Origin of the sequence: Pacificibacter maritimus (assembly GCF_003814915.1) — a bacterium.
GTDB lineage: Bacteria > Pseudomonadota > Alphaproteobacteria > Rhodobacterales > Rhodobacteraceae > Celeribacter > Celeribacter maritimus.
Map to the genome: position 1 here is coordinate 955247 of NZ_RKQK01000001.1, position 13531 is coordinate 968777.

Below are 13531 nucleotides of genomic sequence, written 5' to 3' on the forward strand. Positions count from 1 at the left end.
CCTTTTTCGGTCAGTTCGCATCACGTCTTATCGGCAGACATCCCCCGATACAACAGATCATGCGCGCTTGGGCACAGGGCGCGCCAAAACAGCATCTAAGAGTGTCGCGGCCTCTTCACAGGCCAATTTGATGTCGGACTCCAACAGATCGATACGCTCAGATTCGGTTGAGCGCAGCAAGAAAGCGCGACCATCAAACCCGATGGCAGCAGGGTCCAAACGGTCCCCCGACAAAAGCCGTGCCGCCGACTGCAAGCGCCATGTCAAACGATAGGTTTCGCATAACACATCGTGTTCCTCGGGCGTGATCCAGCCAATATCCACGCCAGACTGCAATTGCGCGTAGATATCTTGGCTAAGAGATGTGCTGATCAAAGCTGCGGCTTCGGCCAACAGTTCGATATCCATCATCCGCCCTGCCCCCGACTTTGGATCCCAAGTCGATCCTGGTTTGGCTTCAGCCAAACGCTTGCGCATATCGCTGGTTTCTTGTCGGATCACGGCCTCATCCCTGCGCGATTGGAACAGATCAAGCCGGAAAGCTTCGACCAATTTTGCCAATCGTGCATCGCCCGCGACCACACAGGCGCGGGTCAAAGCCAAATGTTCCCACACCCAAGCTTCTGAGCGCTGATAAGTTTTAAAACTCGCCAAAGACGTGGCAACTGGACCTTGCCTGCCAGACGGGCGAAGGCGCATATCCACTTCGTACAAGCGCCCTTCAGCGGTTTGGGCCGTGACAGCTGTGATCAATGCTTGGGTCAGGCGCGAATAATAGGCACGCGCGGCAAGTGGGCGTTTGCCTGTTGAGGCCTCAACCCCAGCGGCGTCATAAATAACGATCATATCCAGATCAGATGCCGCAGTCAGGCGCCCTGCCCCCAATGATCCCATCCCCAAAACCAAAGCACCATTTCCAGGCGGAGTACCATGTTTGGCCGCGAAATTTTCGACCACCACATCATAAAGGGCAGCGATTGAAGCGCGGGCCAAATCGCAATATTGCTGACCCGCTTCATCGGCTGAAATCAAACCGCGCAATTGATGAACACCCACACGGAAGTGCCATTCTTTGGCCCATCGACGCGATGTATCAAGCGCCACTTCATAGTCGCCCGCCTTTGCCAAAGCCTTTGACAGCTCGTCTTTCAGGCTATCAACGCTTGGCCAAGGTTCAAAGAACGACCCGCCAATAACGCCGTCCAAAACGCTCGCATTGCGCGATAGATACTGCGCCAAATGCGGGGCTGTTGACACAATATCAAGGATCAAATCGATCAGTTGTGGATTGGCTTCAAACAACGCAAATAGCTGCACACCCGCGGGCAAACCGCGCAAAAAGCCATCCAGATGCCCCGCCACATCCAAGGGACGATCTTGGGCCTGAATACGTGTTAAGATTTGCTGTTCTAAGCGCCCAAAAATGTCTTGAGCCCGTTCGGATCTTAGGGCGGGGTATGTCGTCCAACGCTCTGTAATTGCTTGCAACTCAGGGGATAGCTCTACCTGTTTGCGGTCATCGTCTGCGGGGGCAAAAAAGCTTTCCGTTACCTCATGCACGCGCAGACACCGCGCATGTACGTCGCGGCGCAATTCCTCCACCGATTGTCCCATAAGGCAGGCCAAGCGGTCGAATTCATCATCGGATTTCGGCAAACTATGAGTTTGTTGATCGCGCAGCATTTGCAGGCGGTGCTCAAGCTCGCGGTGTGATGTATAGTCTTGGGTCAAAATATCGCGCGTCTCGGCATCAACCCAGCCTTTTTCAGTCAAGACCTGCAAGGCCGCACAGGTGCCCCTGACGCGCAGATCAGGATCACGTCCCCCAGCGATCAATTGGCGGGTTTGTGCAAAAAATTCGATTTCACGTATACCGCCTGATCCAAGTTTTACATTGTGGCCTTCTAGGCATAAAGCGCCGCCTAAACCTTTGTGTTTGCGTATTTTTAGACGCATGTCATGGGTTTCTTGGATGGCTGCAAAATCAAGATGCTTGCGCCAAACAAAGGGTGTCAGGGTCGCTAAAAACTCTGCGCCTGCTGTCAAGTCGCCTGCTGCGGCGCGCGCTTTGATAAAGGCTGCGCGTTCCCATGTGCGCCCCACGCTTTCGTAATAGCGCTCGGCCGCATCCATCGCAAAACACACAGGCGTCACCGATGGATCAGGTCGTAATCGCAGATCAGTGCGAAACACGTAACCTTCGCCTGTCAACTCGGATAAGGATGCCATGGCTTTTCGTGTGGCGCGGATAAAAGCAGATCGCGCCTCCATTCGACTGTCAGGATCAAAACGGGTTTCATCGAACAGACAGATCAGATCAATGTCAGAAGAATAATTGAGTTCTCCTGCTCCGTGTTTTCCCATCGCAAGGGCCACCATGCCTGCGCAGGAGTCTATGTCATCTTGGGTTTGCCCCGGCAATTTGCCACGATTGATTTCAGTCCCGACATGGCTTCGCAGCGCAGCATGGGTCGCGTGATCGGCCAAATCAGACAGCGCCCCAGTGACCGCATGCAAATCCCAAACGCCAGCCAGATCACACAGGCCCGCCAGTAATGCAATGCGGCGCTTGGCTGTGCGCAAACCGACATCCAATTGGTCAGGCACCAAGGCATCAATGCGACGCAATTCTTCGGATAAAGCTGTCTCGGGTGTCTCTATATTGGCGCTAATCCAATCGGCCTCGCGCAGGATTAATCCATGCAAATAGGGCGCTGATCCTGCTGCCCCTGCCATCACATCGCGCACAGGTTTTGCCACATCAAATACAGCGTCCAACGCGTCTTGGGCGCGCTCAGGTTCATAGGCGCGCGGCAAACGCGTAATACGATTTGAAAAGAGATCAGACACGAGAAGATTCCTTGAGTAAAGCCCAGCCATTGGACCTAGTCACGCTCCCTTGTGCAAGGCCAATCTCGCCTGCCCTTTCGTTTAGGAATAGCACGCGGCAGATTAAAAATCGTCGCGGTAAATCAAAGCCCTTGGCCTCTGTCATACATTTACGACAGGCCAGACATACAACCACACCGCAAAGCCTGCGCACTTTATGGATCTTCGATCGGTATATGAAACTTATCACGTTTCAGGATTTTCCGCTCGATGTGGGTTAGGTTCTGCTTGGCCGCTTCGGCATTGCCGTTATTGGCCTGTAAAGACTTTTGCCATGACTTAAGCACCGATCGCGGGGACCACGGCAAGGCTGCGTGCATCAACCATGACCGCAACTCTGCTGGCAGTTGGTCGTAGTCCACCATGGAATCGCCTTTGCGCACACGCCGCTTTAAACTTGTGCGTGCGTTTTTCTTTTGCCGATACCCGCGCATTACTCAGACCATTGCGCTAAACGCCCAAAACGCTGTGTATATTTTGCGCTGGTCAGTTTGTTTTTTGGTTTTGCGATGCAGGGCATCTGGGCACTCCGTTTTTCTGTTGAACAGGCCTTTGCTTTAGGAAGGGATGAAACCTGCGCAAGCAATAATTCGATATGTAATAACATTACATTTGAGATGCAAACTATCTGTATTTTTCGCAGTGACTGTAGTGAGACAGCGTGATCAACGATATAAACACCCTGCAGCTGGATCAAGCTCACTCTGAAATAACGCCACGCAAGTCACTGAAATATAATACATTTAAAAGTTAATGTAAAAAACATTCACATTTAGGCTTGCAATTTACCGCACCAACCCCAATCTTGGTAATGTAAAAGACATTTACATAACCACAAACAGAGAGATTAGGAAAAACACCCAATGACACATGCCGCCGATTTTGAAACTGCCCCTGCCCGCCCACAAAGCTGGTTCGCCCGCGCAGAGACTTGGCTGGATGATAAAGGAAAAGGCGCTTGGATCGCCGCGATGGTCCTTGGCTTTATCTTTGTTTGGCCTGTCGGCCTTGCCATCTTATTTTACATGATCTGGAGCAAACGTATGTTTAACAAATCTTCATGCCGCAGTAACCGCAGTCACCGCAATCACGCAGCGTTTAACTCTTCGGGAAATTCGGCCTTTGACGCCTATAAAGCCGAAACTCTGCGCCGCTTGGAAGACGAACAAGGCAGCTTTGAAGCCTTTTTGGAACGCCTGCGTGCCGCAAAAGACAAAGCTGAATTTGACCAGTTCATGGATGATCGCAGCAAAGCGCCCGCAGAGATGACACAAACTGATATGGACGAGAAAACAGACGCGTAAGTCATTATGCGCGAACCATCAAACGTGCCTTTTACAACAAAGGCACGTTTATGCCCAAAGGCCACTCACCTCTGCCTGCAACCCTTTTTTCGTGTTACAAAGCCATGCCCACTTATTTGAATGAGAGCCAAAGAATGATCCACAATGATGATGCCCTATGGGGGCTGCCTGACCCAGAAACCCAAAGTGGGTTCTACGCCTCTGTGCCAGCCAAGCGCTTATGGGCTTTCGTGATCGACCTTGTTGTCGTCTCTATATTGACCGCATTGATTTTGCCCCTCACCGCATTCACGGGCATCTTTTTCTTTCCGTTTTTGTTTGCTGTCGTAAGCTTTGCTTACCGTGTGGTGACCTTATCAGGGGCCTCAGCGACGCTGGGCATGCGGGTTTTGGGCATCGAGTTTCGCACATCAAAAGGCGAACGCTTTGATCTGGGCATGGCGTTTTTACACACCGCATTGTTCACGGTCTGGGCGTCAATGGGGTTGCCTCAGGTGGTCTCGGTGGTGTTGATGCTCTTGACAGCGCGCAAACAAGGCCTCTCAGATGTCATCTTGGGCACGGCTGCGATCAATCGACCGTCGCAGTTTTGATGCCTCGGTCGGATTAGCGTATTGCATTGTGAAATTAACCAAGGGCATAGGAATATAGCGTATTGTCGTGACTTAAGCGATAATTCCCACCCGAGGCCCCTTGGCCTGTGGCACAGGCTTTGCTACTTTAATGGGGTTCCTCATAAACGGCTTGTTGTTTTCTTATGCGTCATACGCTTCCCCATGCTCCTCAATTCTATGTGACAACGCCGCAGGTCTGTCCTTATTTAGAGGGGAAGATGGAACGCAAATTGTTTACAGCACTTCAGGGGGCAGAGGCATTAAAGTTAAATGACAGCCTGTCAAAACAGGGGTTCCGTCGGTCGCAAAATGTGCTCTATCGCCCAACCTGCGCCGATTGTAATGCCTGTATGTCCGCGCGCATTCGTGTCGCTGATTTTGCCCCAACTAAAAGTCAAAAACGCGCGATTAAAAAGAACAGCTATCTCAAGCGATCAGCCAAATCTCCTTGGGCGACAGAGGCCCAATACGACTTGTTTCGCACCTATCTAGACAGCCGCCACAAAGATGGCGGCATGGCAGATATGGATGTGTTTGAATTTGCCGCCATGATAGAAGAAACTCCGATCCGCACCCGCATGATCGAATATCATACGCCCGAAACAGCGGATCTGGATGAGACCCTGTCAGCAACCTGTTTGACCGATATTTTGGATGATGGGCTTTCGATGGTCTATTCGTTTTACCATCCTGATTTGGCCAAAGACAGTTTGGGAACCTATATCATTCTTGACCACATCGAAATCGCGCGTGAAGCGGGTTTACCCTATGTTTACTTGGGATATTGGGTGCCTGGTTCGCGCAAGATGGGATATAAAGCCCGCTTTTCTGCGCTTGAAGTTTACACAGATGGCGACTGGATCAAAATCGACGATCCCGACAGTTTCACCGCACCCAACCCCGCGCAAACAGCAGAACCTATTGCAACTCAGGTGGCCAATATCGACTTGCCACTTGAGACGGATGACTCCGCGCTCTAAGCCACTGGATGCGACAGGATTGGGGGCCGTTCGCCCCAATAGGTGCCCTGAAATATTCAGATTAGTGGTAGTGGTGCGCCGATTGCTGCGCGACGGGCATCGGCATCACATTTCCCATCATTAAGCCAAGCTGCTGCGCCAGATTAACAGCTGAGGGAACCACATCAGGGCGCAGGATCAGCATCGCTTGCAGCATCGCGTCTTCTGCATCGCCATGTGTTGCAGTGCAAATAAACAAAGCGAAATTAGCTTCATCCGCGCCGATACAATTGCAATTTCCATCATGGGTCATCAAGGGACGCCGCGCATAGCGGGTAAAGATCTGCATCAAGTCATCGAAATATGCCCGCGCAGTATCGCCACGCTGTGGGCCGATATAGGATGAAATATTCTCCCAAAACAGGTGTTCGTCGGATTGACCGAACTTTCGCAGAGCGGTGATCAATAACAAGCTTTGCTGATCTATAGTGTCAACGCGTGAGACGGGTGCAGCGCCTGAGAGACGCGGATCAAACTGTTTCATACTGCTATCTCACCACTTTATTACCTGATTGTTTTGGTAGGATACACGCTCGCATCTAATTTGCAATACCTGAGTTAAAAACTAAGGCTAAAAATTGCGCATAAAAAAGGCCCCACGAAATCGCAGGGCCTTTGAACTCTATTCTGGCCCTAACGCGCCAAAAGATTTGGAATGATCGTCACCACATCAGGGAACATCCAGAGCGCCATCAAGCCCAACACTTGGATCAAAACGAAAGGAATGATCCCGCGGTAAATATGGGCTGTCGTCACAGAGGGCGGCGCAACCCCGCGCAGATAGAACAGGGCAAATCCGAAGGGCGGCGTCAGGAATGAGGTCTGTAAATTAACCGCAATCATGATCGTCACCCATTTGGGATCCATCGTACCGCCATAGATCACAGGACCAACAATCGGCACGACGATGTAAATGATCTCAAGGAAATCAAGCACAAAGCCCAAGATAAACAAGACAGCCATGACCAGCAAGAACACGGTAAATTCATTGTCGAATGACCGCAGGAATTGCTGGATGTAATGTTCGCCACCAAATGAAATCACCACCAAGTTCAGCAATTGAGAGCCGATCAAAATGGTAAAGACCATCGAGGTCACCTTGGCCGTTTCTCGCACAACAGCTTTCAGCGTGCCATCTTGAAGCAAAGTATAGCAGGCGTACAAGATGCCGAAGAATGCAAAATAGTAACACCCAAGGGCAGCAAGATAGGCCACCCAATCTTCGAAAGGCACATCCTCACGGGTCACGCGCAGATCAAAATTTGCGCCGATCAAAATCATTACGATCACAGCAAAAGCCGCACCGATCAGAATTTTTGATACTTTTTGTTCATCACGCAACTTGCGGTAGGCGGCCAAAAGCAGTGCCCCCCCTGCCCCAAGCCCCGCAGCGGGCGTCGGATTGGTCACACCGCCCAAAATTGATCCCAGCACAGCCACGATCAAAACAAGCGGCGGGAACACCACGCGGAACAATTCGTTGCGCGCCAAGTGCATCACAGCGAATTTCAACCCGAAAGCAATCATCGCAAAGGGCACAAGGTAGATCATAAAGGCCGTGCCCGAACTCGTGAGCGGCCCGACATAGAGCATGTCCAAAGCCAAAACAGCGATGATGCCCAAAGCCCCTAAAATGAGCGGACGCCCATCGGCTGACAAAGACACACCGCGCGCAAATCCAAACACGATAGCAAAGAGCACCATGACAACCATGATACCTGTGCCAATCAAAGGCGCATTCGCGACAGCTTCAGCCGTAAGATCTTCGATTTCGCCTTCGGTACGGCGCACGCTTTCTTGGGATCCACCTGCGTCACTGATGGCAGCTTGTTCCGCCACAGCAATATCCCAAGCATCTTGACCATGCAGCGAAATCATAGCGGACTGACAGCTTTCGCTCACATTGGTGCGCAGGCTTGCACGCGCGCCTGTGTCTGAGAACTGTTTGACCAAGACAGATTGCGACCCAGTCACACCGAATTGGCCAGACAGAACAGCCATGCCGATAACGAAAACAGGCAAGGCTACGAACCACAACAGACCTTCGCGGCGCGTGACCGGATCGGCTGTTTCGCTGGTAAAATGCACAGGCGGCGCTTTGCTCGGGTTAAACAGCGCATAGCCAAAAGCGTAGAGCGCATAGAACCCTGCCAGCATAACACCTGGCAAAATTGCGGCTTGGAACAAGGTGCCCACAGAGACAACCGCGGGTTTGCCCAGATAGGTCAAAGCATCGGTACAGCCAAAGGATTGTGCGCGCGCTTCTTGGGCTGCGGAATAAAGATCACCAGCCAAGGTGCCTAGCAAAACGATCACAATGGATGGCGGAATAATCTGCCCCAAAGTGCCTGATGCCGCGATCACACCTGTCGCGAGCTCTGGTGAATAATTGTTGCGCAGCATGGTTGGCAAAGACAAAAGCCCCATGGTCACAACGGTGGCGCCAACGATGCCTGTAGAGGCGGCCAAAAATGCGCCCACAATCACAACGGAGACAGCCAAACCGCCAGGAAGTGGCCCAAAAACGCGCGCCATTGTGGTTAAAAGATCATTGGCAATCTTGGAACGTTCCAAAATGATACCCATCATCACGAACATCAAAACCGCCAAAAGCGTTTCGATGGACGCCCCCGCGAAGACACGTTCGTTCATCCGATTGATGATAAAGGACAGGTTGCGATCCATCGCCCGTTCCCAGCCGCCTTCAAATAAGGGCTGCACATAGGTGGGCAAATCGGGATACCTGAAATGCGAAATATTGACGGGGTTCACGCCTGAGGCAGTGAGGTCGCGGTAGGCCTGCGACCCTGTATCGATGGCTTCGTGCACCAAAATGCCCGCGCTGTCCAAAGCAGCGATAATGCCAAAGGACACCAGCCCCGCACCACCGATTGCGAAAGCAACGGGAAAGCCCGTTAAGATACCACCGAATAGGCTAAGAAAGACGATTATAAGGCCAATCTCTACGCCATCTAGTCCGAAAATCATGAGCCTTGCCCTTGCGTCTTATGGGAAATTGTGGGGATGAAATTCAATATATGCGCCTGCATCAATGCGTCCCCTCATAGAGTTCTTCGCCTTCACCAAGACTGTCTTTGTCTAGGTATTTTCCAGCACTTTCCTCGCCTTCGATATATTCCAGCAAAGACCTGTAAAAAAACGAAATCGCTTGAATAAATACAAGAACAAGGAAGGCCAACATCAAGATTTTAAACATAAAGTAAGCGTTGAACCCATCCCCAGTGAAGGAGACTGTTTCCACATTCCATTTTACGATACGCGCCTTTTTCAGCATCAATTCAAGTTTGTCAGAGGCCGATACTTTGGGCGTGATCAAATGGCGCCACAAGAAATACCACGCATACATCCACGTCATCGCGGCAACAGGCAACATAAAGACCAAAGCTCCGAACATATCGATCATACGTTTTGCGCGGTGCGATACATTGGCATAGACCAAATCCACCCGCACGTGGCTGCCTTGCACAAAGGCGTAAGACACACAAAGAGCCACAACTATGGCATTTTCAAACTTGATGCTTTCAGACCACCACGTCACGGATTGCGTGACGCCAAGGCCAAAGGGGGCAATCGAAATTTCGCCCACGCGAAAGATGGATTGCAAAAACACAATCATGATCTGTTGCAGCACCATCAAAAGACCGGCCCATGCGGCCAAGCGGCCAACCCCATTGGCGATGCCTTCAAAGACCCGCACAACGCCCCACATGAATGGGCGATAGAAAAGTCCCACAGCTGTCAGCAGTAAAAACAGGTCGATAAACACAAACAGCGCCTCGATCGAGCCACCGTAATAGACAAATCGTAGCAGGCTTTCGGTATTGGACCAATCCAGCCAAAGACTGGGGTGCGTCACGGCATAAACCATGTGGTAAAACCCCATACCCATATGACTGACCAGCCACCAAAGCCCTTCAAATATCGCGAAAAAGCCCGATGTTTCGGAGTGCTCTTCCATGCTGCTTGCCCTTTCGACCAAAGACACTTTTGGCACTGACCCAGTTTAGGGGCGCAGTGCAAAAAGCGTCAAAATTCCAAAATGGAATGCGCGCAAAAGCGCACATCCCAATGGTTTCAATGTGTTAGATTGTTTATTTAAGATTTGCCAAAACGCGGTCACGTTGCGCAGTGTAGACACCGTCAGAACGTCCAGCCCAACCAGATGTGGCTGTCATTGCCGCTTCTGCTGAGTTGCGGATATCGGCAAACATAGTGTCATCCATGTAACCATCCAGAACCTCTTTTGATCCTGCACCAAAGGCATCCCAAACATCGTCAGGGAATGTCATGATTTGTGAACCGCCAGAAATCAGGCGCTCAAGTGCTGGACCGTTATTGGCCATAAACAAGGAATAGTTGTGCTGATGCGCATCGCCTGCGGCCACTTCGATGGCTTTTTGCTGGCCTGGCGTCAACTCATTGAACAACTCAAGATTGGTCGCAACAGACAAAGCCGCACCTGGCTCGTGGAAACCAGCTGGGTAGTAGAAATCACAGACTTCTTGCAGGCCAAGTTTTTCATCAGACCAAGGGCCGATCCATTCAGTGCCATCCAATGCGCCAGTAGACAGCGCTTGGTAGATCTCGCCACCCGCCATCGTCACAACAGAGGCGCCAAGTTTGCCCAAAGCTTCGCCGCCAAGGCCTGGCATACGGAATTTAAGACCTTGGAAATCGGCCGCAGATTTCATTTCTTTACGGAACCAGCCGCCACCTTGGCCGCCTGTTTGACCTGCGATGAAAGATTTCAGGCCAAAGATTTCGCCCAACTCGTGATGCATCTGCATCCCGCCCATACCGTAGTACCAAGTCATCATTTCTGGCGCAGTCATGCCGAATGGAACTGTGGTGAAATAGGCCCAAGCTGGGTGCTGACCTGTAAAGTAGTAATCAGCGCCGTGATACATATCGGCCTGACCCGATGTCACAGCGTCGAATACTTCCAAACCGCCAACCAATTCGCCAGCAGCTTTTGGTTCGATTGTCAGTTGGCCATCTGTCATTTCAGTGACGGATGTTGCAAAACGCTCAACTGAATCCCAAACGCCAGCCAAGCCGCGAGGCCAAGTTGTGACCATGGTCAATGTACGCTTACCCTGTGCATAAGCTGGGGCTGCCAATGTTGCAGCGGCCGCAGCAGATGTTCCACCAAGAGCAGTTGTTTTCAAAAAAGAACGACGATCCATAGAATGATTTCCTCCCGTAAATCTATGATAGATGCGCAGCAACGTCCCGAGATGCTGCAAAATTTCCCGCAAAGTTTCCTTAGCGTGATACTTCTGTGATCCAAAGAACCACAGTCATCCTTCAAAAGGATAGCTGGCTGCGCGGCGGGAATAAATACCCAAGTCTACGTAGTTTGATATCTTTTCAGACCAAAGAAGGCTGTATTTTGCCTTTTGCTCCGAATGCCACGGCACCAATCGCGATAGCACAAACTGTCGCTGATTGACCTGAACGCAAGCTGGCCTATGCTGTGGGTCTGATCTTTTGGGCCATAGACATGCAAAACTTTTTTCGCGCCATGCGCGCGCCAAGCTATCCGCAAAAACTGTTTTTACTGGCCACCCTGCCCTTGCTTTTGGCTGTGGGGGCGATTTCGGTGTTAGTCGCCTATCAATCTCACCAAATGGCCGAACGCGAGATCGCCGAATTGGAAAGCCAACTTTTGGCCGCAAAACAAGACGAGCTAAAGAATTATTTGCAACTGGCACGCGCATCGATTTCAGCCGAATACAATCCCGCTGGTCCAAATGATGCCAAAGCCATGGCAAAGGTCACGCAAATTCTGTCGGCCATGACCTATGGGCGCGACGGCTACTTTTTTGTATACGATTATGACGGCACAAATTTGGTGGCTCCGCGCCAAACCAATTTGATCACCCAGAATTGGTCTGACCTTACAGATAAAGAAGGCACTCCGATTGTATCAAACTTGATTGCAGCGGCAAAAAATGGCGGCGGGTATCATTCATACCTGTTTCCCAAACCCTCAACAGGGGAACCTGCACGCATGATGGCCTATGTGATCGGTCTACAAGATTGGCGTTGGGCGATTGGCACTGGCGTTTTCTTGGACGATGTTTTGCAATCAGGCCAGATTGCGCGCGCGCAGGTCGAACAACGCGTGCAGCGCACATTCTTATATATCGGAGCGATCGCATTGGCCGCGGTGCTATTGGTGTTTTTGTCAGGGATTTTCATAACAGTGCGCGAACGCCGCATGTCCGACACCAAACTAAAAGCCCTGACCCAAAGGATTTTTGACACGCAAGAAGAAGAAAGATCCCGCGTGGCCCGCGAATTGCACGACGGGATTTCGCAAATCCTGATCGGGGTGCGCTTTGCCTTGGATTTGGCTTGCAGGCGGTTGGATAAAGACGACCCGCGCGCCAAAGACAGTTTGGAAAAAAGTGTTTCTATGCTGGGCAGCGCGATCAATGAAGTCCGGCGCATCTCGCGTGATTTACGGCCAGGTGTTTTGGATGACTTGGGCCTTGGTCCCGCTTTGAAATCCATGACAGAAGATTTCGAAGCGCGCACGGGGATCAAGATGTCAGTCGAAACAGTGGTCTTTCGCAACCGTTTGGACGAAGAGGCCAAAACCGCGCTGTTTCGCATTGCGCAAGAAGCACTGACAAATATCGAACGTCATTCTGGGGCAACCAGCGGATATATGAGCCTGCGCGGTCATCGCAACGGTGCCACATTGCTGGTGCGCGATAACGGTCACGGCATTGCCTTTTCAGATGCAGAAGGTCGGGGCCTTGGATTGCGCAATATGCAAGAACGCATGGATCAACTCGACGGCACGCTGACAATTTCACAACTTTCCCAAGGCACACAGATTGACGCCACAGTACCACTCAAGCATATCCTATCGCCTGACAATCCATCGCCAACACGCAGGCGCCGCAGCCCGTTGGACGCCAAAGGCACCCCCGATGCCCCCGCAGCAAAAGACGTAAAGGACATCCCATGACGCAAAGCACCCCAACACGGGTTTTGATTGTTGATGACCACCCGATGGTGGCCGAAGGTATTTGCGCTTTGCTAGAAAGCTTTGAGGATATCGAAATCGTCGGCACGCTGACCAATGGAGAAGATGCTGTTGATCAGGCCAAAGGGTTGAACCCTGATGTTATTTTGTTGGATTTGAATATGCCCAAAATGGGCGGTCTGACAGCGACTGAAATCTTGCTGGAACAAAGCCCAAAGATGCGCATTTTGATCCTGACGATGCATGACAGTCCTGAATATATTTCAGCCGCATTAAGCCATGGGGCAATGGGATATGTCTTGAAAGATGTCCCGACCGAGCAATTAAAAGATGCTATTGATGCGGTGATGCGCGGTGAAACCTACCTGTGCGAAGGGGCGCGCCAAGCCATCGGCACCAAGACCCAAGACGGGCGTGTTCCTTTGACCGAACGCGAACAAACGGTGCTTTTGGAGGTTGTTCAAGGCAAGTCCAACAAAGTGGTGGCGCAAAATCTTGATATCTCTGTGCGCACGGTCGAAACCCACCGCAAAAACATCAAACGCAAGCTGGGCATTTCATCAACCGCAGGGCTGACCCGCTATGCGATTGAACATGGCGTTTTGCAAGACACGGCGCGGTTCTAAGCTCTCGTCTCTTGATCTGTGCAAAAGCGCACGAATGACCGCAAATGTTGAACACAAA

Annotated in this window: 12 protein-coding genes; 5 read left to right on the forward strand and 7 right to left on the reverse strand. The window is 51.3% G+C overall.

Annotated features, from left to right (window positions below; translation table 11 throughout):
• Positions 1-57 precede the first annotated feature (57 nt).
• From EDD53_RS04425 to EDD53_RS14795, 3 genes are all read right to left on the reverse strand, one after another.
• Positions 58-2850: a bifunctional [glutamine synthetase] adenylyltransferase/[glutamine synthetase]-adenylyl-L-tyrosine phosphorylase gene (locus EDD53_RS04425; protein ID WP_123791961.1), complete on the reverse strand. Its 2793-nt coding sequence runs from the start codon at positions 2848-2850 to the stop codon at positions 58-60.
• 194 nt (positions 2851-3044) lie between these two features.
• On the reverse strand, positions 3045-3323 hold the full coding sequence (locus tag EDD53_RS04430) for a DUF6525 family protein (protein WP_123791962.1): 279 nt from the start codon (positions 3321-3323) through the stop codon (positions 3045-3047).
• Entirely contained in the window at positions 3323-3496 is a 174-nt protein-coding gene (locus EDD53_RS14795) for a hypothetical protein (protein WP_170162678.1), read from the reverse strand. Before EDD53_RS14795 ends, EDD53_RS04430 begins: the two co-directional genes overlap by 1 nt.
• 256 nt (positions 3497-3752) lie before the next feature.
• Between EDD53_RS14795 and EDD53_RS04435 the strand changes: the two genes are divergently transcribed.
• The 3 genes from EDD53_RS04435 (at position 3753) to EDD53_RS04445 (ending at position 5787) form a co-directional block, all read left to right on the forward strand.
• A complete protein-coding gene (locus EDD53_RS04435; protein WP_123791963.1) occupies positions 3753-4193 on the forward strand; it encodes a DUF2852 domain-containing protein in 441 nt (146 codons plus the stop codon).
• A 134-nt stretch (positions 4194-4327) separates the two neighbouring features.
• Positions 4328-4786 carry an RDD family protein gene (locus EDD53_RS04440; RefSeq protein WP_123791964.1) on the forward strand — a complete coding sequence of 153 codons (459 nt, stop codon included), beginning with the start codon at positions 4328-4330 and terminating at the stop codon, positions 4784-4786.
• Positions 4787-4950: 164 nt separating this feature from the next.
• Positions 4951-5787 carry an arginyltransferase gene (locus tag EDD53_RS04445; RefSeq protein ID WP_123791965.1) on the forward strand — a complete coding sequence of 279 codons (837 nt, stop codon included), beginning with the start codon at positions 4951-4953 and terminating at the stop codon, positions 5785-5787.
• 61 nt (positions 5788-5848) lie between these two features.
• On the opposite strand, the gene EDD53_RS04450 is transcribed toward EDD53_RS04445, so the two are convergent.
• The 4 genes from EDD53_RS04450 to EDD53_RS04465 all read right to left on the reverse strand — a co-directional run bounded on the left by EDD53_RS04450 (position 5849) and on the right by EDD53_RS04465 (position 11033).
• A complete protein-coding gene (locus tag EDD53_RS04450; RefSeq protein ID WP_123791966.1) occupies positions 5849-6310 on the reverse strand; it encodes a hypothetical protein in 462 nt (153 codons plus the stop codon).
• Positions 6311-6459: 149 nt separating this feature from the next.
• Positions 6460-8814 carry a TRAP transporter large permease gene (locus EDD53_RS04455; protein WP_123791967.1) on the reverse strand — a complete coding sequence of 785 codons (2355 nt, stop codon included), beginning with the start codon at positions 8812-8814 and terminating at the stop codon, positions 6460-6462.
• A gap of 61 nt (positions 8815-8875) precedes the next feature.
• A complete protein-coding gene (locus EDD53_RS04460) occupies positions 8876-9805 on the reverse strand; it encodes a TRAP transporter small permease subunit (RefSeq protein WP_123791968.1) in 930 nt (309 codons plus the stop codon).
• Positions 9806-9938: 133 nt separating this feature from the next.
• Positions 9939-11033, reverse strand: coding sequence for a TRAP transporter substrate-binding protein (locus EDD53_RS04465; protein WP_123791969.1), 1095 nt, complete (start codon positions 11031-11033; stop codon positions 9939-9941).
• A gap of 317 nt (positions 11034-11350) precedes the next feature.
• On the opposite strand from EDD53_RS04465, the gene EDD53_RS04470 reads away from it, so the two are divergent.
• Both EDD53_RS04470 and EDD53_RS04475 read left to right on the forward strand, forming a co-directional pair.
• The gene (locus tag EDD53_RS04470; protein ID WP_123791970.1) at positions 11351-12829 is read left to right on the forward strand and encodes a cache domain-containing protein; all 1479 of its coding nucleotides are present in this window, start codon (positions 11351-11353) and stop codon (positions 12827-12829) included.
• Positions 12826-13473 carry a response regulator transcription factor gene (locus EDD53_RS04475; RefSeq protein WP_123791971.1) on the forward strand — a complete coding sequence of 216 codons (648 nt, stop codon included), beginning with the start codon at positions 12826-12828 and terminating at the stop codon, positions 13471-13473. The genes EDD53_RS04470 and EDD53_RS04475 overlap by 4 nt, the downstream gene beginning before the upstream one ends.
• Positions 13474-13531: the final 58 nt, after the last annotated feature.

Coding starts and splice junctions, on each gene's coding strand:
- EDD53_RS04430 (WP_123791962.1), bottom strand. CDS start 3,323: ATGCGCGGGTATCGGCAAAAGAAAAACGCACGCACAAGTTTAAAGCGG.
- EDD53_RS14795 (WP_170162678.1), bottom strand. CDS start 3,496: ATGTTATTACATATCGAATTATTGCTTGCGCAGGTTTCATCCCTTCCT.
- EDD53_RS04435 (WP_123791963.1), top strand. CDS start 3,753: ATGACACATGCCGCCGATTTTGAAACTGCCCCTGCCCGCCCACAAAGC.
- EDD53_RS04440 (WP_123791964.1), top strand. CDS start 4,328: ATGATCCACAATGATGATGCCCTATGGGGGCTGCCTGACCCAGAAACC.
- EDD53_RS04445 (WP_123791965.1), top strand. CDS start 4,951: ATGCGTCATACGCTTCCCCATGCTCCTCAATTCTATGTGACAACGCCG.
- EDD53_RS04450 (WP_123791966.1), bottom strand. CDS start 6,310: ATGAAACAGTTTGATCCGCGTCTCTCAGGCGCTGCACCCGTCTCACGC.
- EDD53_RS04455 (WP_123791967.1), bottom strand. CDS start 8,814: ATGATTTTCGGACTAGATGGCGTAGAGATTGGCCTTATAATCGTCTTT.
- EDD53_RS04460 (WP_123791968.1), bottom strand. CDS start 9,805: ATGGAAGAGCACTCCGAAACATCGGGCTTTTTCGCGATATTTGAAGGG.
- EDD53_RS04465 (WP_123791969.1), bottom strand. CDS start 11,033: ATGGATCGTCGTTCTTTTTTGAAAACAACTGCTCTTGGTGGAACATCT.
- EDD53_RS04470 (WP_123791970.1), top strand. CDS start 11,351: ATGCAAAACTTTTTTCGCGCCATGCGCGCGCCAAGCTATCCGCAAAAA.
- EDD53_RS04475 (WP_123791971.1), top strand. CDS start 12,826: ATGACGCAAAGCACCCCAACACGGGTTTTGATTGTTGATGACCACCCG.